A 23,736-nucleotide genomic window follows, 5' to 3' on the forward strand; every position below is an offset into this window, starting at 1 on the left:
TAGGGTTTTCGAATGAACAGGCAGCAATGGTGCTTTGGAATAGAGAGCGATGACCATGCAGTCATGCTGACAGGCTGCAAGAATGGATTCGGAGAAGACAGACAAAAGGATTCGGAAATTGCGATATACCGACGGCTCATTAATGTGTTTCAACACGAGTTTCAGGCCGTTGGCCTATCTGGGTTTTTTGCTCGTGTTTTTATCAGCGCCGCTATGGGGCCGCGTTGATGAGATAGATGATGCCAGCGATATCATTGAAGTGCCCTCGATACCGCAAAATTCCTCTGCCTTTCCCGTTCCGATAAATCCCCCTTCCCAGGACTATGTGCTTTGGTACCGGAATTACGACAGTCCGCCAATTCACGCCTTGGTTAGCCTTGCGCTGGAGAAAACACCCGAGTATGGAGAATTTCGCATTCTTCGAAGCGGGGAACTCAGTCAGGGGCGTGCCCTACGTGAGCTCGCGCGAAACAGCAATCGCATGGTGGATATCGCCAATGTGGCTACATCGGTAGAGCGCGAGACCTTTCTTACGTCGATACCGATTCCCGTGGATGGCGGGTTACTCGGTTTTCGTGTGTGCGTTGTTACACCTGAAAGCCTTCCATTGTTTGCTGACATTCTTTCTCTTGAGGATCTTCGCGATAGCGGCGTGAGAATTGGTCAAGGTACGCACTGGCCCGACACGTTGGTTTTGAAAGAGAACCACATCCCGGTGATAACCCATTCACGTTATGAAATTCTGTTTGGAATGTTGAGGAACCATCGTTTCGACTGCTTCGCCAGGGGCGTGAGCGAGGTTGTGAATGACCTCGCGGTGGAGAACGACTCGGAGCTGGTGATAGAGCCAAGCCTGGTACTGGCTTATCCCATGCCTTCGTATCTGTTTGTGGGGCCTGATGATCATCTAACCGCCCATCGACTGCAACTGGGGATGGAGCGCGCCATCCGGGATGGCAGTTTTGGTGCTTTTCTCCAACGGTATTACGGTGCTGCGGTTGAAGCTCTGGATCTGGATAAACGCACGGTGATCGTTCTGGAGAATCCTTTCCTGACGGACGAGTCCGCCAGCCTCGGGCGCCAGACACTGAACAATCTGCGCAGGCGCCTTGAGTTACTTAATCGCTGATTATCAGCCCATAAAAATCAGACCCGGAAGCGTGATACGTTGCCGTCGAGGGTTTGTCCGATCTGCTCGATTTGGCCGCTGTAAACATCGTTTTCACTTGCCGCAGCTGCAGCCTCCTGGCCCAGGTCAGCAATCCGGGTAATCGAGGAGTTCAGCTCTTCCGTAACCGACGTTTGCTCTTCCGATGCCGTGGCAATCTGGGATGTCATCTGGCTTATCGAAGTGATTGCGTCCGCAATCCGATTCAGCGACTCCATCGCATCCTGTGCCTTCTCCATACTGACATTGGAGACAGCAGTGGACGCTTTCATAACGTCAACGGCATCTTTGGCGCCTTTTTGCAGGCGTTCAATCATGTTATTGATTTCTTCAGTGCTGCTTTGAGTGCGTTGGGCGAGGTTTCTCACCTCATCAGCAACAACCGCAAACCCCCGCCCGGCATCACCGGCTCGAGCTGCTTCAATCGCCGCATTCAGGGCCAGCAGGTTCGTCTGCTGGGCAATGCCCTGGATGACTTCGAGCACGGACGTTATGGACGTAACATCTCTACCCAGTGTGTCGATTACCTCTGCAGCGGCACTGACTTCATGGGACAGTTTCTGGACGGCATCCCGCGATGCCGCAACAGTTTCCAGAGAGGCGCGGCTGTCTTCATCGGCCGTATTCGCCGCGTCAGCTGTTTGCTGGGCGTTCTGGGCGATTTCGTTGGCGGCTGCGGACATTTCGTTAATGGCCGCAGCGACCATATCCACTTCCGCCTGCTGGCTATCAACACTGTTGCGGCTGGTTTTCGCCGTATTTCGAAGTGAAGTTACGTTTGTTGCCAGCTCTGTGCTGCCCTGCTGCACTTCAAGAACAACATCGTGAATCTTCTTCACAAACTGATTGAAGCTTGCCGCAAGCTCGCCAAACTCATCACGGGCACTGTCGTCAAGCCGTTGAGTCAGGTCCGCATCGTTTGAGCCGATATCTGCCATCGCAGCATTCAGGCGCCGAACCGGGACCATCAGAGCACGTATGCCCATATGAAGAACAACAAGAGATACCAAAAGCCCGACAATCGCGATAATCAGGCCCGTCATGATTGCGCTGCGAACCGGGGCATTCAGCTTGTCTTCATTAACGAAGGTTCCCAGGTACCAGTCCACACCGCGAGCCTGACTGATGCGATGGAAACTGGCGCTCCAGGGAGTGTCATCTTTCTGGTAGGCATGCTCGCCCCCGTCCAGTTTCGGGGATTGGCCGAGCAGCGAGCTGATGTTTTTACCGATAAGATCCCGTTCCGGATGGTAAAGCACAGTGCCCTCGCGGTTGATAAGTGCGGCATAGCCCGTGCCGGCCAGATTGATTACAGACAGCATGTCATCAATGGCTTTCAGCGTAATATCACCACCTGCAACACCCGTATTTTCGCCGCGTGCAATGGGCGCAAGTGTGGAAATGACGATCTCACCGGTGGCTGCATCAAGGTATGGCTCGGTAAATGATGAGCGCCCGAGCTCTATAGCTTTCTTGTACCATGGGCGCACTCGAGGATCGTAGTCTGATGGCAGAGAAGCCTCATCCGCTTCTGTTTTCATGAGCATGTAGCCATCGTTACGGCCGACATACACATCCTTGAAGTTACCCCCGGTCGAAATTGCCCCGAGCAAGGTGCGGGCTTGCTGATCCCCCGTCACCGTTTCCAGTGCCTTGGCTGTGGCTTCGGTCATCTTTAGCCGAGTATTGAGCCAATCGGCAATACTCGACGTATTCTGCTCCGCCGTGTTTTCAATCAAGGCATCGACATAGGTTTCAGTCGTGTTCTGCAACCTGAGATTGCCGGAAATGGTGAAGGCAGCCATCACCAGAACAAGCAGGATACTGAAGGTGACCAACAGCTTTTGACCAAAGTTTAGAGGCACAGTTTACTCCCGATGGTTGTTGCACTGGTTTTCGGCAGCTTGTGCGAACTCTTTAGTTCCTTCTGATAAACTTGGTCGTTAATTCCATTCCCCGCCGTACAGGAGCCCCGCTGAATGGCCCATGAAGAACTGCATCTCAATCTGCGCAACCTGACACTTGATGATTACGAGCAACTTCAGGTGTTAATGGATCGTGTTTATGACGATATTGGCGGCGCCTGGCCAAAGGACACCATCAAGGCACTGGTTGAACAGTTCCCGGATGGCCAGATTTGCATTGAGGACAAAGGCCAGCTCGTTGCCGTCGCGCTCACCGTGTCTGTTAAATATGAGCGATTCAGCAACCCTCATACTTATGACGATCTGATTAAACGGAACGAACAGATCAGGCATGACCCGAAAGGTGACTCCCTTTATGGGCTGGATGTATTCATTCACCCGGAGTACCGCGGCTACCGCCTTGGGCGGCGATTGTATGAAGCTCGCAAAGAGCTGTGCCGGTCCATAAACTTGCGCGCCATCCTTGCTGGTGGGCGCATACCTGGGTATTTCAAGTATTCAGATCAGTATTCACCTGCTGAATACATTGACCGGGTTGATCGCAGAGATATTTACGATCCGATTCTGAGCTTCCAATTGTCGAACGACTTTCAGGTCACCCGACTGATGCACAAATACCTCCCGGAGGATGAAAAATCCCAGGGGTACGCCACCTTGCTGGAATGGCGGAACATCCTCTATACCCCGCCCTCGTCGGTGCTGAACGAAAAGAAAACGCAGGTCCGGATGGGCGCAGTTCAGTGGCAGATGCGTGAATTCGGTTCCGTTGAAGAGGTGCTGGAACAGGTTGAGTACTTCGTGGATGCGCTGTCTGATTACAAGAGCGACTTCGCACTCTTCCCTGAGTTTTTTAATGCACCGTTGATGGGACTGACCGATCAGGTGGATCAGACCCGCGCTATTCGGTTCCTTGCAGGGTTTACCCAGCAATTCCGGGACAGAATGTCTGATATGGCGGTCAGCTATAACATCAACATCATCACTGGCTCCATGCCGCTGCTTGAGAACGACCGGGTTTATAATGTGTCTTATCTGTGCCACCGCGATGGCCGAGTGGACGAGCAACGCAAGATCCACATTACGCCCCACGAACGTCGTGACTGGGTTGTTGAAGGCGGGAACAAGTTTGAAGTCTTCGATACAGATTCCGGGCGCGTTGCGATTCTCATCTGTTATGACATTGAGTTCCCTGAGCTGGGCCGAATTGCCGCAATTAATGAAGTTGACATTATTTGTGTGCCCTTCTGGACAGACACCAAAAACGGCTATTTGCGGGTTCGTCATTGCGCCCAGGCCCGGGCCATTGAAAACGAATGTTATGTGGTGATCACCGGCAGTGTCGGGAACCTGCCAAAAGTGGAAAACCTTGACGTGCAATATGCGCAATCGTCGGTGTTCTCGCCATCTGATTTCGCTTTCCCTCACGACGCAGTAATGGCAGAGACAACGCCCAATACCGAGATGATCATGTTCTCGGATATGGACCTGGAAAAGCTCACATTGGTAAGGAACGAAGGGTCAGTAACCAACCTTAAAGACCGAAGAATTGACATGTACGAAATTATCACCCGTTAGGTGTTGAAGAACCGCCGTATGGCACTGATGGCGTTGCAAAACCTTTGGCCAGTGTCTATTGTTTAATCAATATCAAGTCAGCCTTTGCAGAGACTCAGTATTCATGAAAGAAGCGTTGCCCGATCTTGTCGCCCGTTTCAGAATCCGGCAGGGCCTGTTCCGCAAGGAGCAGGTCGAGGCCGCGCTTTTTGAATTGGATGCTTACGGTTGCGTTATGAAGACGGACAAGATGTTCAATCCCGGCGATACCGTTGTGCTTGATCTGATTATGGACATGCCGTTTGATAACATTCGTGCTGAAAATATTACAGGTTTAATTACCGAGCGTAGAAAGCACTGCAGCAACTTCTTCTATTCTATTGATTTTGTTGAGTTAAACTCTGATGGCGGCACGGCACTCGAAGAAAAGCTGCGCCGTATCAGAGAGGTACTTTCAAAAAAGCAGTCGTTGAAATCACGTCGTTCTTCAGGTTCCATGCCCGGCTTCCGGCAGATGGCCTGATCACTATTTTCGTTCTACCTGCCTGCAAGGAGACAATCTCATGGCGAAGAAAGCCAAGGCGAGTGTTGAAAAGATCGTAAAAAAAGTTAACAAGGAATTTGAGAAAACCTCATCCCAGATCGAAGGTCTGGTCAGCGATGCGATGAAGCAGCTCGATACACTGCAACATCAGGTTCAGGAGCCGATTCGCAAACTTCTTAAAGAAGTTGATGAAGTGCGCGAGCGGGAAATGAAACGTTTTAATGACGAATTCGAGCGTCGTCTGGACGAGTTCCATGAACTGCAATCCAACATTCTTGAACGTCTGGGCGTTGCTTCGAAAGAAGACATCCGCAAGGCTGAAAAAGAAAGTAAAAAAGACAGCAACAAAGTGAAAGCGGCTAAGGCAAGCACCCCTGCCAAGAAGCCTGCAGCGAAAAAACCAACGCCTAAAAAAGCGCCGGCCAAAAAGCCTGCTGCAAAAAAAGCACCCGCTGCCAAGACTCCAAAGCCCGTGGATAAAAGCGATCTCACGCTGGTTAAAGGCGTCGGACCGGCTACCGCCAAAAAGATGAAAGAAGCCGGAATCACGTCCATCGATCAGATTGCCAACCCATCGGCGGCTGATCAGGAAAAGCTGAATGCTTTCTCGAATATCAAAGGATTTGATCAACTCAGTGCCGAAGCCAAGAAAATTAACTGATGCGAACGCCTGACCAGCCTGTTTTACGGGACATTGTCCTGATTGGCGGCGGGCACAGCCACGTCGGGGTACTCAAACGGTTTGCAATGAAACCGGTGCCCGGCGTTCGGCTGACCCTCATTTGCCGCGATACCCACACGCCCTACTCCGGAATGCTGCCTGGCTACGTGGCAGGACACTACAGCTACGACGATGTGCACATCGATCTTAGCCGCCTGGCAGAGTATGCAGGTGCACGCTTTTACCGGGCCGAAGCCTATGGTATTGATCGCTCCAGCAAGCGGGTAATCTGTAAAGGCCGTCCGGATGTGCCTTACGACATACTGTCGATCAATATCGGTTCATCCCCCAGAGTGAATGAAGTGGACGGGGCGTCGCAGTACGCGGTGCCGGTCAAGCCAATTACAGGTTTCAATAACCGCTGGCTCGCCCTTCTTTCACGCATTGAAAATCATGAAGGGCCGCTCACGATTGGTGTTGTGGGCGCGGGTGCTGGTGGTGTTGAGCTGACGCTGGCAATGCAGTACCGACTCAGAAACGAGTTGGAACAGCGCGGCCGGGATCCCGGCCAACTGCATTTCCACTTATTTGATGCTGCCAATGAAATTCTCCCCACTCACAATGAAAAAGTGCGCGAGATCTTTCGGAAGACCCTCTCCGAGCGTGGGGTAAAGCTACATCTCGGCTCACCAGTAGAAAAAGTCAGTGAAGGGTTTTTACGCACAGCCGCTGGCGAATCCTTGCAGACAGACGAAGTTCTCTGGGTAACCCGAGCCGGCGGCCCGGCATGGTTGGAGGAAACAGGGCTGGCACTGGATGACGGCCAGTTCCTCAGAGTGCGGGACACCCTGCAGGTTGAAAATGATGACAATATATTCGCGGCGGGCGATATTGCTAATGTAGTCAATCACCCCCGCGAAAAAGCCGGTGTGTTTGCGGTGCGCCAGGGCCCGCCTCTGGCAGATAACCTCAAACGCATGGCTTTGGGCCAAACGCCCAAAGATTTCCACCCTCAGAAAAAGTGGCTGGCACTGATCAGCACCGGCGACAAATACGCTGTTGCCTCTCGCGGTGATATGCAATTTGATGGCGCCCTGGTGTGGCGCTGGAAGGACTGGATAGACCGTCGCTTCATGCAGAAATTTACAGACCTCCCGGCTATGGATGATGGGGGTGTGCTGCCCGATACTGCCGCAGCACAAAATCCGGAGGAAGCGTCTCAGGCTATTTCTGCCGTTGCCATGCGTTGTGGTGGTTGCGGCGCAAAGGTTGGCAGTACGGTTCTTTCAAGGGCGTTGGGTGAGCTCCGGCCCATTGAGCGAGACGATATTCTTATTGGCCTGCACGCACCGGATGATGCCGCCGTTCTGCGGGTTCCACCCGGCAAAGCCGTAGTACATACCGTGGATTTCTTCCGCGCCTTTATTGATGACCCTTACACGTTTGGTCGCGTTGCTGCCAACCACGCCTTGGGTGACGTCTTTGCCATGGGCGCTGAAGCACAAAGTGCGACCGCAGTGGCCACGGTACCATATGGCATTGAGTCCAAAGTGGAGGACGTGGTTTTCCAGATGATGTCGGGTGCAGTGGATGTATTAAATGAAGCCGGTTGTGCTTTAGTCGGTGGCCACACGGGTGAAGGCCGCGAGCTTGCCTTGGGTTTTGCGGTGAATGGCCTTATTGACCCCGATGAAGTGATGAGCAAAGGCGGTTTGCGGGCCGGTGATGTTCTGATCCTCACCAAACCCATTGGCACCGGAACTTTGTTTGCCGCTCACGCACGCCTGGCAGCCAAAGGCCGCTGGATTGATTCCGCCCTCGCTTCCATGGTGCAGTCGAATAAGAAAGCCGCAGATTGCCTGCGCAGTTTCGGCTCCAAAGCCTGTACGGATGTGACCGGTTTCGGCTTGCTGGGCCATCTGGTGGAAATGACGCGGCCGTCCGGTGTGGACGCCGAGTTGGATCTATCAGCAATCCCCATTCTGCCGGGTGCGGAAGAAACGGCCGCAGCAGGCATTCTCAGTTCCCTGCAACCGGCCAACATACGGCTGCGCCGGGGTATCCGGGATCAGGAAAAGTGGGTGAAGCACCCGCGCTACGCCCTGATCTTTGATCCACAGACTGCCGGCGGCTTGCTGGCGAGTGTCTCGGCCGATAAGGCGGAAAACTGTGTCCGGGAGCTCAAAGCCCTGGGTTATCCACACACCGCAGTCATCGGGCGGGTTTTGCCCCAGGATGAAAGCGGGCCGATTGAGCCGATTACTCTAAGAGAATGAGCTTAAAGGGTGCTTCTCTCGGAGCTGCGCTGCACCGCAAGGGACAGCGCCTGCTCCAGGGATTCCCGCTCTTTTTCCGGCGTAAACAGGCTGGCAAGCTGAGCAACCTGTTTACGTAACGTCTCCAAAAACTCCGTATCACTTTCCGCACGCAAGAGTAGCTCGGCGAGTGCCTGGGTGTCCCCAACCGGGTAGTAGCCGGCGTAATCCTCACCAAGTAACCCGGTATTCCCGGAAATATCCGAGGCAATAACCGGCAGGCCGGCACGACAGGCTTCCGAAACAACGTTCGCCCCACCCTCCATCACCGAGCTCATCACCAGCAATTGGCTTTCAACCATCAACTGGTCTATCTGCCCTTTTTCCAGTTCGCCGAGCCATCTGAAACGGGGGTTCTCCTGCATTTCCTGTTTCGCGAGATTTTCCCAATATGCATCGTGGGGTTTGCCCGCACACGAGACGCGGATGCGAGATTTGGAGGGTAACAACCTGGACGCCAGAGCTGCCCGCAGCGAATCTTTTTCATCCCGTAGATGGCCGATGACGCAAACATCAAAACAAGATGAGTCAGAAACTGCTGTTCCAGCGGGGCCGTCAGACTGTTCAGCCGACTGAAAAAGCGTAACCAGTTTGTCCCGAACATGCTCTGGAATATCGCGGCCAACCTGTGCGTGCAAACCAATCAACGCATCGGCCGCCTGCATGGAATAGAGGGTTTGTTCAGGATATTCGTACTGGTGCCGGTAGATATCCGTTCCTGTGAGCGCCACAACCAAGGGCTTGCCGGGCCATGTGTCCCTGAATAGGCGAACGGCCTCATGGCTGCGCCACGCATGCAGAGCTATAAAAAGATCACAAGGCTCACCGTTATAGGCGGTCACAACAGAGACCTTATGCCCCGCCTGCTCCAGCAACGTTTGCCAACGCTCTGCGGTTGCCCGGTTGCCGGCTTTCGAGCCCGGGCCTGCCGGCGTGATCATGATGATATCCATAGCGCCCTTTGGTATAACGAGGCCCTTTCAGAGCCGGGACAGAATTTTGATAGACTTGCATGGAATTTCATGGGAATAGTGCCCGGATACTTGACCTATTTATACCCGTAATCCGTATAGCTGTTCAGGGTTGGGGGGAATCAGAGTATCCTGCACCTTTGCTTTATCAATCACATAACCGGTCGAGGATTTCAAATGGCTTTGAATCTTATACGGAAGTTGATGGTTTCCAGCTTGTTCTGTTTCACCGCTGCTTCGGCAACGGCAGAGACGTTTGTGTTCACTGCGATCCCCGATGAAGATGAAACAAAACTCGTAGAGCGGTTTCGCGGTGTAGCGGCTTATCTCTCTGAGCAACTGGATGTGGATGTTCGCTACATTCCGGTCAAGTCTTACGCGGCGGCTGTTTCAGCGTTCCGTAACAACCAGGTTCAGTTGGCTTGGTTCGGTGGCCTTTCAGGCGTTCAGGCGCGCCGATTGGTGCCGGGCTCTGAAGCCATCGCCCAAGGTGTGGAAGACGAAGCATTTGAGACCTACTTTATTGCCAATACCAATACGGGTATCGAGCCAGCCGACGAACTCTCCGGGCTGAAAGACCAGCTGCAGGGCAAAACCTTTACCTTTGGCTCCAAAGGTTCAACCTCTGGCCGGCTCATGCCGGAATTCTACGTTCGGGATACCTTTGGTGAGAAGCCAGAAGACTTCTTCTCGCGCGTTGGTTTCAGCGGCAATCACACCCGCACCCTTCGTCTGGTTGAAGCCGGCACCTACGAGGTAGGCGCACTCAACTTCCAGGTTTGGGAGAAAGAGCTGAGTGATGGAAACATTGATACCGACGCAGTCCAGGTTATCTGGAAAACACCCGCCTACCCTGATTATCAGTGGACAATCCGTGGCGACGTGGACGAGCGCTTTGGTGAAGGCTTCAAACAGCGTGTTACCGAGGCACTGTTGAATCTTGATAACCCGGAGCTTCTGGAAAGCTTTCCGCGTTCGGGCTTTATTCCTGCCTCCAATGACGACTATGAGCCGATTCGTAAAACAGCCGAAGAGATTGGAATCCTCGATTAATGTCAGGCTTCGATCTTTCCGGCCTTACGGCCTCATTCAGCGGCAAGCGGGTCATTGGCCCGCTGTCGCTGAACGTTAATCCGGGCGACAAGATTGCACTGGTTGGTAAAAGCGGTGCGGGTAAATCCACCCTTATACGGCTGATTCACGAACGGGTTGACCGGGATTCTTCCCTGATTCCTCAGGATCTGGGGTTGGTGAATGCCCTTTCCGTGTTTCATAACGTATTCATGGGGCAGTTGGACAAGCATTCAACCTGGTACAACACCGTAACGCTTGCGCGCCCGTTCGCGAAAGACCGTGCCGAGGTACACACTCTGCTGCAGTCCCTCGGAATGACAGAAAAGCTATGGATTCCCACAGCCTCTCTTTCTGGCGGGCAACGCCAGCGTGTCGCCATTGCACGGGCCCTCTATCGGAACGCGCCGGTACTGCTTGCCGATGAGCCGGTTTCAGCTCTTGATGGCCCCATGGCTAACTCGGTTATGACGGATCTTCGGGATCGCTTTTCAACCAGCATTATTGCTCTGCACGATGTGGACCTGGCGCTGAGTTATTGCACCAGAATCGTTGGCATACAGGACGGTCAGATTGCTCTGGATCAGCCCAGTGAAAATCTTGCAGCCTCAGACATTATGTCTCTTTACTAGGTAACACGGCCCGTTTCATGTTCTCTTCCCCAACGGTTCGTACCAGCCTTGTTTTCCTCGCCATTGCTTTGGTGGGTTTACTGTTCGCGGATATTGCCATTACCGCATCAAACCCATGGCGGGATCTGGGTAACTTTTTCCTTGGCATCGTAACACCCAACTTTTTCAGCACTGAAGGCCTGATGACCGCGCTGTTGAGAACAGTAGCGTTCGCCTTTGTGGGGGTTGCTCTTGGCAGCATCTGCGGGTTCCTGCTGGCGCTGGTTTATAAATCGTTACCCGTGCGAATTTTCTCCGCTTTTATTCGCGCCATTCACGAGCTCTTCTGGGCTCTGATCTTCCTGCAGTTTTTCGGATTTCATCCGCTGACAGGCGTGCTGGCCATCGCCATTCCTTACGCAGGCATCTTTGCCAAGGTTTATTCCGAGATTCTGGAAGAAGCCGATCCGGAACCGGGCCGTGTCCTGCCGCCTGGCACGGGGAATATCACGGCGTTTCTCTACACGCGTATCCCGGATTGTTGGGTGAAAATGCGCACCTATACGTCCTACAGGCTGGAGTGTGGCCTGCGTTCAAGTGCGATACTTGGTTTCGTTGGTCTGCCAACACTCGGTTTCTACCTCGAGGCGTCGTTTTCTCAAGGTCTGTATTCCGACGCCGGTGCCATGCTGATTCTGTTTTATGTGTTGATCGCCACCATGCCATTCTGGGTGCGGCCAAAGCTTCTGCCGGTGTACGTATTGGGAGCCCCCTTCTTTCTGGGCGAGGGCCTTCCGATTGTGTGGGGCAACGTAGAGCGCTTTTTCACCGAAGACATTGTGCCCGCGCCGCTGCGGAACGGTGAAGGTCTGACGGGGCTTATGCCCTGGCTGAATGATCTGATGATCAACGAGGCCATGCCGGGAATCTGGAACACCATTGTGCTCACCCAGATTGCACTCGTGGCTACGGGGGTTCTCTCGTTGTTGGCGTTCCCTCTGATCTCCAACCACTTTGGTGGCCCTATGCGGCGCAACGCAGGGCACGTCGCTCTGGTGATTGCCCGGTCTACGCCTGAATACATCTTGGCGTACATCCTGCTGCAGCTCTGGGGGCCATCAATGCTGCCTGCGGTTGTTGCACTGGCGCTGCATAATGGTGGGATTATCGGCCACCTGATTGGCCGACAAACCAATTCCATCAAGCTCCGGGCCGATGCAGCAACCGGGTTTAACCGGTATAGCTGGGAGTTGGTGCCTCGTGTTTACCGCTCGTTTCTGGCGTTTCTGTTCTACCGCTGGGAAATCATCATGCGGGAAACAGCCATTCTGGGGATTCTGGGCATCTACACGCTGGGGTTCTATGTCGACAGCGCCATACAGAACATCCGGTTTGATCGCGCCATGGTGTTGATCCTGGTAACCGCCCTGCTCAACATTGGCGTCGATACGCTTGGTCGCTACATCCGTCGCAAGCTCGCTCTGCAAACCATGCCAACCTGCTGAAACCCGTTCCCGGTGGCCTTGGTTTTAAAGAACCGGGCCGATGGTTGCGATAACGTTGTGCCATATTCTTTCGTGGTAGTGCCAGGCAAGAACCGTTGGCAAGGTGACCACTTCAGAGCGGCTGAGGTAAGTCTGCTGCCGTTCTTCAATTGCCAGGGTCGTGGCCTCGTCCTGCAGAAGGATGTTGTTTTCATAATTCAGATCAAAGCTGCGCAAATCGAGATTTGAAGACCCGATCAGACTGATCTTTCCATCGATCGTGAGGGTTTTGGCATGAAGGAGTCCGCCCTTGAACTCATGGATGATGCAGCCTGCATCAAGTAGTCGGTGGTAATAACTGCGGCTGGCAGCGGCGACAATCAAGCTGTCATTTACCTTGGGAAATATCAACGAAACCGACACGCCCCGGTAGGCGGTTGCGCACAGTGCTTCCAGAACCGTTGCATCAGGCACGAAGTATGGTGTGGTTAGTGTCAGTCTGTCCTGGGCACAGGCGATCAGGTTGGCAAAGAGCTGTGGTGTGGCTCCGTGACGCTCGGTTGGCCCAACACCCATAACCTGTGCCGGGAATCCTCCATCGGTGGGCCCGCGAGATAACGCAATGCCATCCAGGGATTCATTGGTTGCCTGCATCCAGTCACTGGCAAACAGCAACTGGTTCTGAACCACCACCGGCCCCGTAAAGCGGAGCATGATGTCTACCCAGGGTGCGTATTTCGCTTTAACCAGAAATTCCGGATCAGCAGAATTTCGGCTGCCGCAATAGGTGACGCGTGAATCAATCACCGTGATCTTGCGGTGGTTACGAAGATCCAGCCGGCTGGTCAGAATGGTGCGGATCGGGTGCTTCAGCGATAGAGCTACAGCAAGATGAACGCCTGCCTCTCTCATGCGCTGCCAGAGCGCGGAGTTAATCATCGCACGTGACCCCAGCCCATCCGCCATAGCGCGGCATGTAATGCCTCTGTGGGCTGCGCGGATCAGTGCTTCGGCGATGGCATGGCCGGTATTGTCATCAATCCATATGTAATACAGCACGTGCACATGATCAATGGCGGCATCAATGTCGGCAACCATCCGGGTAAGGGTTTCGTTGCCGTCAGCCATCAATTCGGCGGCATTTCCCATGGATGGATGAAAGCCATTAATCGAACCCGCATACCGGAATGCCGAGAGGTAAACCGGGTCGATCAGTTTCCCTGTGCTGGTCGCCTCGCCCATAAACCAGGAGGCTTTGGCTCTTATTTCTTCGAAGATTTCTTTGTGTCGCTTATCCGCACGGTTGCCAAGGTCTGTTTCGCCAAAGAGGAAATACATTGCACTACCGAAATAGGGCAAAAGGTTAAGTATGACGAACCAAGCCAGTCTTCCCGGAGGCGAAAGGTCATCGCGCAGAAGAATCCGGATCGTGAATAAAAGGACCAGAAGTGTGTGGAGTAAAAGAATAACGCCCATCAAGCTTCCTTTGAGGATACAAAACCCGAACAACTATCAGACGTGCTATCCAGAATGCTCTCGAGGGTGCTATTGAGAGTACTATTGAGAGTGCTCTCATCAATCTTCGCGACTTTGCTCCAGCACCCAATCAGTTCCAAGTTCAATCGCCTCTGCTCCATCCGGCGTGTCTGCAGAAACTCCAGCGACCCTCGGGCGTGTGAACCCGCCCTCTTCTGTGGTTGCCATGGACTCCACATCAACAGACAGAACCAGATATGTAATGCCGCCTGAAATAACTCTGGCCCGGTGAGTAAGGCCAAAAACAAACCGGCAGTAGTCCAGCTTTAATTGAAGAAGATCCTGTTCCGCTTTTCGGATTTTTCGCAAAAGCACTTTTTGTACACTTTCCCCGTAATCCATCACGATTTCTCTGAAGTTGGCTTCAAGTCCGGCAGGATTCTACACCTTCCCGCCAGCTTTAGTGATCCCTTGCCTGGAAGATAAGCTTCAGTGGGACCGTTTCTGAAAGTGGCTGTTGGCCTCGTTGAAAGTCCATGCGCCAGACCATCTCGGAGCCAGTTGTACAAAGCGGAGCAGCAAAATGCGCGGAATACCGGCCATCATCTTCCCGTCGAAGTGGTACCGGATACTCCCCCATATACATGGACTCACCGCGCAATACCGCCAGAAACCGCTCCGGTGTTTTAGGTGCGTGAACGCTTAGCAGGTATTCTGTGCCCTTCTCCCCGTTGACCATAACGTCCAGATCCACTTTCCAGAGCCCGGTTTCCGTTTGCCACTCACAGGGTCCTGCCAGAAGATCACAAACGGGATAGTCATTACCAGGCGCGTCGGAATCTGCGGTTTGCAGCCATTGTGAGCCCAAAAAAACCACTGAAATCACCCCCACAATGATACCTGCAACCACTATTGCTCGTAACATACCCACACCCAGTTGAAACCGATGAGGCATTATGGACACTATCGGCCTCAAGGCAAAATTTCTAAACCGGCGCCAGACATGAGAAAATGCTGCGCTTTCATATCCGACCCACTTTCAGGAACAGGATACACCCGTGCAACCGGATATTTCTGTCAAGAACCTCAACAAGGTTTACGAGGGCGGCTTCCAGGCCCTCAAAAATATCAACCTGGAAATAAACCGGGGCGAGATTTTTGCCCTGCTTGGCCCAAACGGGGCGGGCAAAACCACGATGATCAGTATCATTTGCGGCATCACCAACCTGTCTTCCGGTGAAGTCAGAGCGGCTGGCCACGATATCGTAAAAGATTACCGCAAAGCCCGCGAAACCATTGGCTTGGTGCCGCAGGAACTCAATACCGATTCGTTCGAAACCGTCTGGAACGCCGTATCTTTCAGCCGCGGCCTGTTCGGTAAGGCACCCAATCCCGCACACATTGAAAAGGTGCTCAGGGATCTGTCTCTGTGGGACAAACGCAATAATCGCATCATGACCCTTTCGGGCGGTATGAAACGCCGACTGATGATCGCCAAGGCGCTCTCTCACGAACCCCGGATACTGTTCCTGGACGAGCCCACCGCGGGCGTCGACGTAGAGCTGCGCCGGGATATGTGGGAGATGGTCCGTAAGCTACGGGAAGACGGCGTAACCATCATTCTTACAACCCATTACATCGAAGAAGCCGAAGAAATGGCGGATCGTATCGGGGTTATTCGCCAGGGCGAGATCATTCTGGTGGAAGATAAAGATCGGCTGATGAGCAAACTGGGCAAGAAAGAGCTTCGCCTGCAGCTGCAAAACAAACTCGACAAAGTGCCCGGAGAGCTCATCCTGGAGCCCGTGGAACTTTCCGAAGATGGCTACGAGCTGATCTACACGTTCGATTCCCAGCAGGAACAGGCCGGCGTGGCCCGTTTGCTGCGCACCCTCGGGGATATTGGTATTGAATACCGTGATCTGCGCACCCGGGAGAGTTCCCTGGAAGAGATTTTTGTCGGCCTGGTGCATGAACAAGCCGCGGGCTAACTGGAGAAACGCATGAATTTTTACGGTGTAAAAGCCATCTACAATTTTGAAATGTCGCGCATGCGCCGCACTCTTATGCAAAGCGTGCTCTCGCCCGTTATCTCTACTTGCCTGTATTTTGTTGTCTTCGGATCGGCCATTGGCTCGCGCATGGGCAATATCGATAGCATCGAATACGCCGCGTACATCATTCCCGGGCTGGTTATGCTTTCCCTGTTGATGCAAAGCATCTCCAACGCTTCATTTGGCATCTATATGCCGAAATTCTCCGGCACGATTTACGAAGTTTTGTCTGCTCCTGTGTCATACGTTGAGGTGGTGCTGGGCTATGTGGGCGCTGCGGCCACCAAGTCGGTGATACTGGGGCTAATCATCCTGGCCACTGCAAGACTGTTTGTGGATTACAGCGTTCTGCACCCGTTCTGGATGCTGTCCTTCCTGATACTGACCGCTGTAACCTTCAGCATGTTCGGGTTCATCATCGGAATATGGGCCGACGGCTTCGAAAAGCTTCAGATTGTGCCCATGATGATTGTGACCCCACTGACTTTTCTCGGCGGTACTTTCTATTCCATCGATATGCTCCCGGAAATCTGGCAAACCATCAGCCTTTTCAACCCGGTGGTGTACCTGATCAGTGGATTTCGCTGGGCATTTTATGGCGTTTCGGATGTGCATGTGGGAATTAGCGTGGGTATGACCCTGCTGTTTCTACTCGCTTGCATGAGCGGTATCTGGTGGATATTCAAAACCGGCTACAGGCTGCGTACCTGATGCGAGCCAGCTGCGCCCTACTCTGTCTTTCAGCCATGCTGGCAGGATGTTCTGCTGGCACTGGGGCCGAAGAGCCGGCAGCCGGATTGCCGATTGTCGCAGGGTGCTTCGTGACCGGATCCAGCGCAGTCAATGTCAGCCTTGAGCTCGCAAAGGCTCCGAAGGAAAGACAGAAAGGGTTGATGGGCAGAGAATTCCTCGCGGCCAATTCAGGCATGCTGTTTCAGTACCAGGAGCAGCAACGTCCGGATCATGGCTTCTGGATGTACCAGACACTCATCCCGCTTGATATTGCTTACCTGGATGAGAACGGTGTAATCGGCAACATTCGCCAGATGAAGCCGTGTACATCATCCAATGGCGCCAGGTGCCCGAGCTATCCTGCGGGTGTTGAGTTTGTCTCTGCCGTGGAGATGAATGCCGGTTTTTTCGAGATGCACGGAATTGCTTCCGGAGACCGCCTCGATCCAGGGCAACAGAACTGTAAAGCCCGTTAGCTGTCCTTCCATTCCGGTTGGCGCTTATCCAGAAACGCACAGATACCCTCCCGCGCATCGTCTGCTCGCAGGTTTTCTGCCATCACTTTGGCCGTGTATTCATAAGCGCCCGCCAGTGGCATCTCCAACTGCTTATAGAACGCGCCCTTACCGATCTTCAGCGTATGCCCGGATTTCTCAGCAATCGTGCGAGCCATTGTATAGACCGTTTCGTCCAGCAACGACTCATCAACGACCCTGTTTACCAAGCCAAGCTGCTCCGCACGAGCGGCGCTGATCATCTCACCGGTGAGCAACATTTCCATCGCATGCTTGCGAGACACATTACGGGACAGCGCTACCATAGGGGTTGAGCAAAACAGCCCGATATTTACGCCCGGCGTCGCGAAACGCGAAGAATCTGTTGCCACCGCAAGATCGCAGCTTGCCACCAACTGACACCCAGCCGCAGTTGCGACACCGGCTACCCTGGCAATCACCGGCTTTGGCAGATTCACAATCTGCTGCATTACCTCACTGCACCGGTTAAACAGTGCCAGTTGAAACTCATGGCTATCCAACTGATCACGGATCTCTTTGAGGTCGTGCCCCGCACAAAACACCTTGCCCGCTGCAGCAAGAACCACAACCCTCGTGGCGTCGTCCGTTACAATATCCGCCAGCGCCTCAGACAACGCATCAAGCATGGCCATGGAAAGACTGTTGCGCCGGTCGGGCTGATTCAGTGTGAGCGTGGTAATGCCGTTCTCGTCGGTATTTCGTGTTAGCAGGTCTGTCATGTTTAACTACCTCGTATCGCCGGAACTCGTGGGCGTCTGATAGCAATCAGTATCAGGCAGAACGCTTCGGTTGTCGAAGCGACTTTTGTAGAGAGGACAGAGTGACGGGTTGTTATACCCGGGCTGTGACCGTAGGCTCTGTACCAGAACCGACGAACTCAGAAGCAGGAGGAGCCATGTTCAACTCCAATATATTAAAAGCCATCGTTGCTATCGCAATCATCGCAGGTGGGATTTACGTGATCATGATCGATGAGCCTGCGGTACCGACTGGCGATATCAACAGAATTGAGCCGCGTCCAGCCCAGGATAGTCGTTGAGGAAGAAGGGCTGTGGCTGTGCTTGCTGCACGTTGAATGCGTTACAGCAGGCACAGGTGACTATTATCTTGTACCTTTGAACATCCACGCAGGATTATCGCTACCACAGCCGCCACACGCGCCGAGCGTGAGCGCAGAGAAGACAGTGAGAATTCCGATAGTGGCTTTCTTGATTTCCGTCAACATTCGAATACCTCTTGGTAAAAGTCCTTTTTCAGCTTAGGTCATACCGTTGTAATCGCAATGACCAAGAAATCTGCCAATATTTCTGATTATTAGCCAGCGCCTTATGCTTTAGGTATACGTAATTGAATTTAATTAGGTTTTTTGATTAAAAACTGAGACCGCATAGAAATTCTACCCAAGAAACGAGGATTCAGAGCCTATTCAAAAGCGGGGAGCAGGGCATTGGTTGATGACCTGTGTGTCAGGAAAGGCAGGATCGTCCGCCTGGAGGTATAACTTACTGACATATATGGTGCTCCGGGCCGGAATCGAACCGGCACGACCGTGAGGTCGAGAGATTTTAAGTCTCTTGTGTCTACCAATTCCACCACCGGAGCATTCGGGGAGGTTTTGTGGGCCGGAATTGTATAAGGCCATGGGCGATAACGCAATTCAAAACACCGTCAACTGGCGGTGCTGACGGCGTTTTGGGTTTATTTGCTGGCAACTCCGGGGTTTTCGCCGTAGTTGTCGTGATCCCCCAATCGTTTGCCTTCTACTTCCTTGCCATAGAAGCCATCGTGGTTATGAAAGGTGTTGGCGGTGCTGTCCAGTGAGTCCTGATTGCGGCGGCGTGGGTCCTGAGGGCGCTCATGGCTGTTGACGAAGGCGGCCAGGTCCCAAGCATCCTGATTACTCAGGGAGTCGGGCTTGCCCAATGGCATATTGGCTTTGATAAATCCGGCAGCGGTATTTACGCGGTGCATACCTGCTCCCCAGTTGTAAGCTCCATCACCCCATAGAGGCGGGAAGACCACCTGCCCTGCCACCTCTTGGCCGCGGCCATCATCACCATGGCACACAGCACATTGCTCGGTGTAGAGCTTGGCGCCGTGCTCCCGGTCATAACCGCCTTCCGGCTTTTCAAGTTTGGTGTAACCACGGCCAGGCAGGGCCTGGTTGATGGGCGCGCCCGTTGATAGCCAGTGGAAATAGGTTTCCATCGCCACCACGGTTTCATCACCGGCTTCTGGGGGAATGCCGTTCATGGAGTAGGTAAAGCAACCCTGGAGGCGTTCACTCAGGGTATTGACCTTGTCATTTTTACCTCGGTACGCGGGATACATGCCAAAAGCTGCCCACATGGGGGCGGAGCTGGCTATACGGCCGGCGTCCAGGTGGCAGTTGACGCAGTTCTGGCCGTTAAACACGTTTTTGCCACGCAACTGCTGTGTATTTACGAACAGGTCTCGCCCCTTGCGTACCATGTCGCCGTACTGGTTGTCAGGTATATCCCGCTCTTGTGGCGGTTCAAAGGTGATCTGGCCTTCAGGTGCTGCAGGCAGCTGTTTCTGGTAGTCCACTTCAGGTTCTGCGGCGTGAACCAGTGTTGATACCATCAACACCGACAAGGAGCTCGCTGCAACCGACAAAAATGATTTGCACAAGTTCATTAACGATTCTCCTTTTCTTCGGCCTGCCCAGCCAGTTGCTCTGGCAGAGCTGCGTAGTATTCGGTGATGGCTGAGATCTGTTGTTCGCTGAGTCGGTCGGCGATTCCCTTCATCAAATGATTAGGGTCGTTATTGCGGGTGCCGTTACGCCAGGCAAGAATCTGGCTCTTCAGATAACTGGCATGTTGCCCTGCGAGGGCCGGAAACGAATTTCCCACGCCCATACCGTTGGGGCCGTGACACTGGTTGCAAGCCGGTATGAGATTATCCCAGTCACCCCGCAAGGCCAGCCACTCGCCTGGGTTGGCCGGGTCTGGCGCTTGATAAGCAACGGCGGAAACTGGTGACTGAAGGCTCTGGTAGTAGGCTGATACCGACTGGATATCGTCTTCTGTTAACGCTGTGGCAAAAGGTTGCATAATCGGGTTTTTACGTGTGCCTTTGGCGTAATCATGAAGTTGCTTGCTCAGATAATCGGCGTTAAGGCCAGCAATGTCCGGAAAGCCAGCCGCAGCATTGCCCTTGCCATCCGGTCCATGACAGGTAGTACAAGCCAGAGCGCCTGCCCCATTACCCTGTGTTGCAATGTTTTCACCGCGTGCTGTATCTCCGGCGGCAACCGCTACACCTGTACTTAGCGCAACGGTGACTGCAAGCAGAGATAAAGCAGCTCTCGTCATTTTGGTCATTGGTGTGCTCCTGCCTTTGGCATATTCACGCTGAAGCATTTAGCTGGGCTTCCGTGCGATCCCTTTGTAAATATAGCCGGCTATTTTCGGTGCGCTGGGCATGTAAAAATTTTCCAGTGCCGTTAGCTCAAATCCTGCATGTCGGATCAGGTCTGCGATACGGCGGTTCAGGTGGCAACCACCGGCGAGCTTTTTCCAGCCAGGTGTAATTCGGTGTTGCCATTTGCGGATGTTTTCATGGGGTGCTTCGCCGTGTTCCAGAAACAGAAGCTCCCCTCCGGGCTTCAGTACCCGCTTCATTTGCAGAAGCGCAGTGTTCCAGTCGGATATGGTGCACAGGGTGAAGGTAAGCAAAACGGTATCCACGCTGTTGTCATCCAGAGGGATTTGCTCGCCCGGCAGGCTCAGCCACTCTACGCGTATTGGCGAGCGCTTCAGGTTTGGTAACGCTTTGCGCCGCATCCCCTCAGAAGGCTCCAGCCCGTAGACGAACTCAACAGTGTCCGGATTGTAGAACTCCAGATTAATACCCGAGCCCATTCCCACCTCAAGCACGCGGCCTTTTGCCAATGGCACAAGTTGGCTGCGCAACTTCATAACCTGGCCCATTGAGCAGGCACGATCTATGATGTGTGGCAGGATTCGTTCTTCGTAAAAGCTCATGCTTTTCACCATAATTGTTTTAAATCAATGGGTGCGACAATCTGCCCTATCGGTTTTGCTACCATAACCAGTAGCATGTATTTTATCTGTCGGTAATAACAATATAACAATTAAAGCTAAGGCAGCGGCTGAACGGGTTTTCTTAGCTCGTTTATTGTGACGTTTACATTACCGGAGTGTTCCTATGGAACTAGATCCTCTCATCCTATCGCGAATCCAGTTCGCGTTCGTCGTGTCATTTCACGCCATTTTCCCGGTGTTTACCATCGGCCTCGCCTCCTATATTGCAGTACTTGAGGGGCTTTCGTTCAAAACGAAAAACCCGGTATGGATGAAGCTTTCTTCGTTCTGGACCAAGGTGTTCGCCGTAGTCTTTGGCATGGGCGTTGTCTCGGGTATTGTGATGTCGTTCCAGTTCGGCACCAACTGGAGTAACTTCGCCCAGGCTTCGGCTAACTTTCTCGGCCCGATGCTGAGCTATGAGGTAATTACGGCCTTCTTCCTCGAAGCAGCTTTCCTCGGCGTACTACTGTTCGGTCGGGATCGTGTCCCTGCGGGTGTTCACCTGTTTGCGGCGGTTATGGTCGCGACCGGTACATTCATTTCTTCGTTCTGGATTCTTTCAGCAAACAGCTGGATGCACACACCTGCCGGCACTGAACTGCGGGATGGGGTGTTCTTCGTGACCTCCTGGAGCGAGGCAATCTTTAACCCGTCCTTCAAGTACCGTTTTACCCACATGGTTATGGCCTCGTTCCTTACCGGCGGCTTCGTCGTCGCTGGCGTTAGCGCCTGGTATTTGCTGAAAGGGCGTGAAGTAGAAGCCAACCGCAAGGCACTCTCGATGTGCCTGTGGTTACTCTTGTTTCTTGCCCCCACGCAGGCGGTCGTTGGTGATTTCCACGGGCTTAATACCCTTGAACACCAGCCCATGAAAGTGGCCGCAATGGAAGGCAACTGGGAAACGTCCCGGAATGTTCCTTTGCTGTTGTTCGCCATTCCTGACCAGGAAAACCAGACTAACCTTTTTGAAATTGGTATTCCGAGCGTCGCCAGTCTTATTCTGACGCACGACTGGAATGGAGAGGTGCCAGGCCTTGAGGAGGTTTCCATAGAAAATCAGCCACCTGTGGCCATTGTGTTCTGGTCGTTCCGGGTTATGGTCGGCCTCGGATTGCTGATGATCCTGTTCGCCGTTGTTGGTCTGGCACTGCGGGGTGGCGATCGTTTTTGGCGAACCCGCTGGTTCCTTCAGGGGATGCGTTTTATGAGCGTTGCGCCCTTCATTGCAGTGCTCGCGGGCTGGTTTGTGACCGAAACTGGTCGTGCGCCGTGGCTGGTGTACGGCATGATGACCCAGGCGGAAGCGGTAACACCGTCGCTCACCGGCGGCATGGCACTGTTCACTCTGATTGGTTATGTGGTGGTTTACTCTATGGTGTTCTCAGCCGGCGTTTACTACCTGATGCGCGTGCTCTATGTAGGGCTTGAGGATGATTACGACGAAGCGCCGGAACAGGCCGAACGGCCGAAGCGGCCTCTTTCTGCCAGTCATGTGCCCTTTGAAGTGCGTGAAGGCTCAAAATCCAATCCAGCCAATCAGGGAGATCACTAATTATGGAACACTTTGATCTTGTTTTGATCTGGGCATTTATCATCGGTTTTGGCGTGATCATGTATGTCTTGATGGACGGCTTCGATCTGGGCGTGGGAATCCTGTTCCCTTTCGCTCCATCGGAGCAGGATCGGGATACGATGATGAACACTGTTGCACCCGTATGGGACGGCAATGAAACCTGGCTGGTGCTCGGCGGCGCAGGGCTTCTGGGAGCCTTCCCTTTGGTCTACAGCATTTTGCTGCCGGCCTTGTACATTGGCGTGTTCCTGATGCTGTCAGGCCTGATTTTCCGCGGCATTGCGTTCGAGTTCCGCTTTAAGGCGCGCAGCTCGCGTTATCTGTGGAACTGGGCTTTCGCCGGAGGCTCCACTCTTGCAGCGTTTGCACAGGGTGTGGTCGTGGGCACCTACATTCAGGGTTATGAGACAGCTAATGGCGTGTTCACCGGCGGCGCTCTGGACTGGCTCACTCCCTTTACGGTGCTGACGGGTCTCGGGCTAATTGCGGGTTACGCTTTGCTGGGCTCTACCTGGCTGATCCTGAAGACTGAAGGCCGGCTACAGGAATGGGCTTACAAGATCACCTTGCCCCTGCTCACAGCAGTGCTGGTGGTCTTCGGTATTATCAGCGTATGGACTCCGTTCATTGACGATATGGTGCGTGACCGCTGGTTCAGCAACCTGAGTGTAATCTGGGTGCTGCCAATACTGACTCTGCTGTGTGCTTTCCAGATTTTTCGGACTGTTCGCAAAAGGAAGGAAGGCATGCCTTTTGTAGCCACTATGGGGCTGTTTATAACCACCTATCTGGGGCTTATTGTCAGTCGCTGGCCATACCTGGTGCCGCCTGATTATACCGTGTGGGATGCCGCCTCGGCTTACAACTCGCAGATGTTCCTGCTGATAGGCCTGGTGATTGTGATTCCTTTTGTGCTGGCTTACACAGCCTGGACCTATTGGGTATTCCGGGGCAAGGTACGTGCTGGCGAAGGTTATCACTAAGTGAC

23 protein-coding genes and 1 tRNA gene are annotated in these 23,736 nt (G+C 53.4%); 14 read left to right on the forward strand and 10 right to left on the reverse strand.

Going from position 1 to position 23,736, the window contains the following annotated elements; all coding sequences use genetic code 11:
• Positions 1–118 precede the first annotated feature (118 nt).
• Positions 119–1,129: a hypothetical protein gene (locus ACN0V1_RS13525; protein ID WP_417545487.1), complete on the forward strand. Its 1,011-nt coding sequence runs from the start codon at positions 119–121 to the stop codon at positions 1,127–1,129.
• Positions 1,130–1,146: 17 nt separating this feature from the next.
• Here ACN0V1_RS13525 and ACN0V1_RS13530 read toward each other — a convergent pair whose 3' ends face one another.
• Positions 1,147–3,033 carry a methyl-accepting chemotaxis protein gene (locus tag ACN0V1_RS13530; protein ID WP_417545488.1) on the reverse strand — a complete coding sequence of 629 codons (1,887 nt, stop codon included), beginning with the start codon at positions 3,031–3,033 and terminating at the stop codon, positions 1,147–1,149.
• Between the two features lie 114 nt (positions 3,034–3,147).
• On the opposite strand from ACN0V1_RS13530, the gene ACN0V1_RS13535 reads away from it, so the two are divergent.
• The 4 genes from ACN0V1_RS13535 to selD all read left to right on the forward strand — a co-directional run bounded on the left by ACN0V1_RS13535 (position 3,148) and on the right by selD (position 8,128).
• On the forward strand, positions 3,148–4,668 hold the full coding sequence (locus ACN0V1_RS13535) for a GNAT family N-acetyltransferase (protein WP_417545489.1): 1,521 nt from the start codon (positions 3,148–3,150) through the stop codon (positions 4,666–4,668).
• Between the two features lie 103 nt (positions 4,669–4,771).
• Positions 4,772–5,170 (forward strand): hypothetical protein, encoded by a 399-nt coding sequence (locus ACN0V1_RS13540; protein WP_417545490.1) that lies wholly within the window; start codon positions 4,772–4,774, stop codon positions 5,168–5,170.
• 40 nt (positions 5,171–5,210) lie between these two features.
• Positions 5,211–5,852, forward strand: a complete 642-nt coding sequence (locus tag ACN0V1_RS13545; protein WP_417545491.1) for a helix-hairpin-helix domain-containing protein — start codon at positions 5,211–5,213, stop codon at positions 5,850–5,852.
• Positions 5,852–8,128 (forward strand): selenide, water dikinase SelD, encoded by a 2,277-nt coding sequence (gene selD, locus ACN0V1_RS13550; RefSeq protein WP_417545492.1) that lies wholly within the window; start codon positions 5,852–5,854, stop codon positions 8,126–8,128. Before ACN0V1_RS13545 ends, selD begins: the two co-directional genes overlap by 1 nt.
• 2 nt (positions 8,129–8,130) lie before the next feature.
• Here selD and senB read toward each other — a convergent pair whose 3' ends face one another.
• A complete protein-coding gene (senB, locus tag ACN0V1_RS13555; RefSeq protein ID WP_417545493.1) occupies positions 8,131–9,108 on the reverse strand; it encodes a selenoneine biosynthesis selenosugar synthase SenB in 978 nt (325 codons plus the stop codon).
• 207 nt (positions 9,109–9,315) lie between these two features.
• On the opposite strand from senB, the gene ACN0V1_RS13560 reads away from it, so the two are divergent.
• Genes ACN0V1_RS13560 through ACN0V1_RS13570 form a run of 3 tightly spaced genes read left to right on the forward strand, consistent with a single transcriptional unit; the run spans position 9,316 to position 12,325 of the window.
• Positions 9,316–10,191, forward strand: a complete 876-nt coding sequence (locus ACN0V1_RS13560) for a putative selenate ABC transporter substrate-binding protein (RefSeq protein ID WP_417545494.1) — start codon at positions 9,316–9,318, stop codon at positions 10,189–10,191.
• A complete protein-coding gene (locus ACN0V1_RS13565) occupies positions 10,191–10,841 on the forward strand; it encodes a phosphonate ABC transporter ATP-binding protein (RefSeq protein ID WP_417545495.1) in 651 nt (216 codons plus the stop codon). The genes ACN0V1_RS13560 and ACN0V1_RS13565 overlap by 1 nt, the downstream gene beginning before the upstream one ends.
• Before the next feature lie 17 nt (positions 10,842–10,858).
• Positions 10,859–12,325, forward strand: coding sequence for a PhnE/PtxC family ABC transporter permease (locus ACN0V1_RS13570; protein ID WP_417545496.1), 1,467 nt, complete (start codon positions 10,859–10,861; stop codon positions 12,323–12,325).
• 24 nt (positions 12,326–12,349) lie between these two features.
• Here ACN0V1_RS13570 and cls read toward each other — a convergent pair whose 3' ends face one another.
• From cls to ACN0V1_RS13585, 3 genes are all read right to left on the reverse strand, one after another.
• A complete protein-coding gene (gene cls, locus ACN0V1_RS13575) occupies positions 12,350–13,780 on the reverse strand; it encodes a cardiolipin synthase (protein WP_417545497.1) in 1,431 nt (476 codons plus the stop codon).
• A gap of 99 nt (positions 13,781–13,879) precedes the next feature.
• A complete protein-coding gene (locus ACN0V1_RS13580) occupies positions 13,880–14,182 on the reverse strand; it encodes a hypothetical protein (protein ID WP_417545498.1) in 303 nt (100 codons plus the stop codon).
• A 58-nt stretch (positions 14,183–14,240) separates the two neighbouring features.
• Complete coding sequence (locus ACN0V1_RS13585) at positions 14,241–14,705, reverse strand: hypothetical protein (protein WP_417545499.1); 465 nt, start codon at positions 14,703–14,705, stop codon at positions 14,241–14,243.
• A gap of 133 nt (positions 14,706–14,838) precedes the next feature.
• Here ACN0V1_RS13585 and ACN0V1_RS13590 point away from each other — a divergent pair, with 133 nt between their 5' ends.
• Genes ACN0V1_RS13590 through ACN0V1_RS13600 form a run of 3 tightly spaced genes read left to right on the forward strand, consistent with a single transcriptional unit; the run spans position 14,839 to position 17,042 of the window.
• Positions 14,839–15,771, forward strand: a complete 933-nt coding sequence (locus ACN0V1_RS13590; protein ID WP_417545500.1) for an ABC transporter ATP-binding protein — start codon at positions 14,839–14,841, stop codon at positions 15,769–15,771.
• A 12-nt stretch (positions 15,772–15,783) separates the two neighbouring features.
• Positions 15,784–16,545, forward strand: coding sequence for an ABC transporter permease (locus ACN0V1_RS13595; RefSeq protein ID WP_417545501.1), 762 nt, complete (start codon positions 15,784–15,786; stop codon positions 16,543–16,545).
• Positions 16,509–17,042 (forward strand): DUF192 domain-containing protein, encoded by a 534-nt coding sequence (locus ACN0V1_RS13600; RefSeq protein ID WP_417545502.1) that lies wholly within the window; start codon positions 16,509–16,511, stop codon positions 17,040–17,042. The genes ACN0V1_RS13595 and ACN0V1_RS13600 overlap by 37 nt, the downstream gene beginning before the upstream one ends.
• On the opposite strand, the gene ACN0V1_RS13605 is transcribed toward ACN0V1_RS13600, so the two are convergent.
• Entirely contained in the window at positions 17,039–17,821 is a 783-nt protein-coding gene (locus ACN0V1_RS13605) for an enoyl-CoA hydratase (RefSeq protein WP_417545503.1), read from the reverse strand. The two genes, ACN0V1_RS13600 and ACN0V1_RS13605, sit on opposite strands and share 4 nt — an antisense overlap.
• Before the next feature lie 176 nt (positions 17,822–17,997).
• Between ACN0V1_RS13605 and ACN0V1_RS13610 the strand changes: the two genes are divergently transcribed.
• Positions 17,998–18,141 (forward strand): hypothetical protein, encoded by a 144-nt coding sequence (locus ACN0V1_RS13610; protein ID WP_417545504.1) that lies wholly within the window; start codon positions 17,998–18,000, stop codon positions 18,139–18,141.
• A gap of 476 nt (positions 18,142–18,617) precedes the next feature.
• On the opposite strand, the gene ACN0V1_RS13615 is transcribed toward ACN0V1_RS13610, so the two are convergent.
• The 4 genes from ACN0V1_RS13615 to ACN0V1_RS13630 form a co-directional block, all read right to left on the reverse strand.
• Positions 18,618–18,704 (reverse strand) — tRNA-Leu (locus tag ACN0V1_RS13615).
• A gap of 96 nt (positions 18,705–18,800) precedes the next feature.
• Positions 18,801–19,760, reverse strand: a complete 960-nt coding sequence (locus ACN0V1_RS13620) for a c-type cytochrome (protein WP_417545505.1) — start codon at positions 19,758–19,760, stop codon at positions 18,801–18,803.
• Positions 19,760–20,449, reverse strand: coding sequence for a c-type cytochrome (locus tag ACN0V1_RS13625; RefSeq protein WP_417545506.1), 690 nt, complete (start codon positions 20,447–20,449; stop codon positions 19,760–19,762). Before ACN0V1_RS13625 ends, ACN0V1_RS13620 begins: the two co-directional genes overlap by 1 nt.
• 39 nt (positions 20,450–20,488) lie before the next feature.
• Positions 20,489–21,112 carry a class I SAM-dependent methyltransferase gene (locus tag ACN0V1_RS13630; RefSeq protein ID WP_417545507.1) on the reverse strand — a complete coding sequence of 208 codons (624 nt, stop codon included), beginning with the start codon at positions 21,110–21,112 and terminating at the stop codon, positions 20,489–20,491.
• Positions 21,113–21,296: 184 nt separating this feature from the next.
• Here ACN0V1_RS13630 and ACN0V1_RS13635 point away from each other — a divergent pair, with 184 nt between their 5' ends.
• A complete protein-coding gene (locus tag ACN0V1_RS13635) occupies positions 21,297–22,727 on the forward strand; it encodes a cytochrome ubiquinol oxidase subunit I (RefSeq protein ID WP_417545508.1) in 1,431 nt (476 codons plus the stop codon).
• A 2-nt stretch (positions 22,728–22,729) separates the two neighbouring features.
• Positions 22,730–23,731: a cytochrome d ubiquinol oxidase subunit II gene (gene cydB, locus ACN0V1_RS13640; RefSeq protein WP_417545509.1), complete on the forward strand. Its 1,002-nt coding sequence runs from the start codon at positions 22,730–22,732 to the stop codon at positions 23,729–23,731.
• Positions 23,732–23,736 lie beyond the last annotated feature (5 nt).

This window comes from Marinobacter sp. (assembly GCF_048266785.1).
GTDB lineage: Bacteria > Pseudomonadota > Gammaproteobacteria > Pseudomonadales > Oleiphilaceae > Marinobacter.

Excerpts from the sequence above, each read along its gene's own strand:
- ACN0V1_RS13535 (WP_417545489.1), top strand. The coding sequence starts at position 3,148 with ATGGCCCATGAAGAACTGCATCTCAATCTGCGCAACCTGACACTTGAT.
- ACN0V1_RS13540 (WP_417545490.1), top strand. The coding sequence starts at position 4,772 with ATGAAAGAAGCGTTGCCCGATCTTGTCGCCCGTTTCAGAATCCGGCAG.
- ACN0V1_RS13545 (WP_417545491.1), top strand. The coding sequence starts at position 5,211 with ATGGCGAAGAAAGCCAAGGCGAGTGTTGAAAAGATCGTAAAAAAAGTT.
- selD (WP_417545492.1), top strand. The coding sequence starts at position 5,852 with ATGCGAACGCCTGACCAGCCTGTTTTACGGGACATTGTCCTGATTGGC.
- senB (WP_417545493.1), bottom strand. The coding sequence starts at position 9,108 with ATGATCACGCCGGCAGGCCCGGGCTCGAAAGCCGGCAACCGGGCAACC.
- ACN0V1_RS13560 (WP_417545494.1), top strand. The coding sequence starts at position 9,316 with ATGGCTTTGAATCTTATACGGAAGTTGATGGTTTCCAGCTTGTTCTGT.
- ACN0V1_RS13565 (WP_417545495.1), top strand. The coding sequence starts at position 10,191 with ATGTCAGGCTTCGATCTTTCCGGCCTTACGGCCTCATTCAGCGGCAAG.
- ACN0V1_RS13570 (WP_417545496.1), top strand. The coding sequence starts at position 10,859 with ATGTTCTCTTCCCCAACGGTTCGTACCAGCCTTGTTTTCCTCGCCATT.
- cls (WP_417545497.1), bottom strand. The coding sequence starts at position 13,780 with ATGGGCGTTATTCTTTTACTCCACACACTTCTGGTCCTTTTATTCACG.
- ACN0V1_RS13580 (WP_417545498.1), bottom strand. The coding sequence starts at position 14,182 with ATGGATTACGGGGAAAGTGTACAAAAAGTGCTTTTGCGAAAAATCCGA.
- ACN0V1_RS13585 (WP_417545499.1), bottom strand. The coding sequence starts at position 14,705 with ATGTTACGAGCAATAGTGGTTGCAGGTATCATTGTGGGGGTGATTTCA.
- ACN0V1_RS13595 (WP_417545501.1), top strand. The coding sequence starts at position 15,784 with ATGAATTTTTACGGTGTAAAAGCCATCTACAATTTTGAAATGTCGCGC.
- ACN0V1_RS13605 (WP_417545503.1), bottom strand. The coding sequence starts at position 17,821 with ATGACAGACCTGCTAACACGAAATACCGACGAGAACGGCATTACCACG.
- ACN0V1_RS13610 (WP_417545504.1), top strand. The coding sequence starts at position 17,998 with ATGTTCAACTCCAATATATTAAAAGCCATCGTTGCTATCGCAATCATC.
- ACN0V1_RS13620 (WP_417545505.1), bottom strand. The coding sequence starts at position 19,760 with ATGAACTTGTGCAAATCATTTTTGTCGGTTGCAGCGAGCTCCTTGTCG.
- ACN0V1_RS13625 (WP_417545506.1), bottom strand. The coding sequence starts at position 20,449 with ATGACCAAAATGACGAGAGCTGCTTTATCTCTGCTTGCAGTCACCGTT.
- ACN0V1_RS13630 (WP_417545507.1), bottom strand. The coding sequence starts at position 21,112 with ATGAGCTTTTACGAAGAACGAATCCTGCCACACATCATAGATCGTGCC.
- ACN0V1_RS13635 (WP_417545508.1), top strand. The coding sequence starts at position 21,297 with ATGGAACTAGATCCTCTCATCCTATCGCGAATCCAGTTCGCGTTCGTC.
- cydB (WP_417545509.1), top strand. The coding sequence starts at position 22,730 with ATGGAACACTTTGATCTTGTTTTGATCTGGGCATTTATCATCGGTTTT.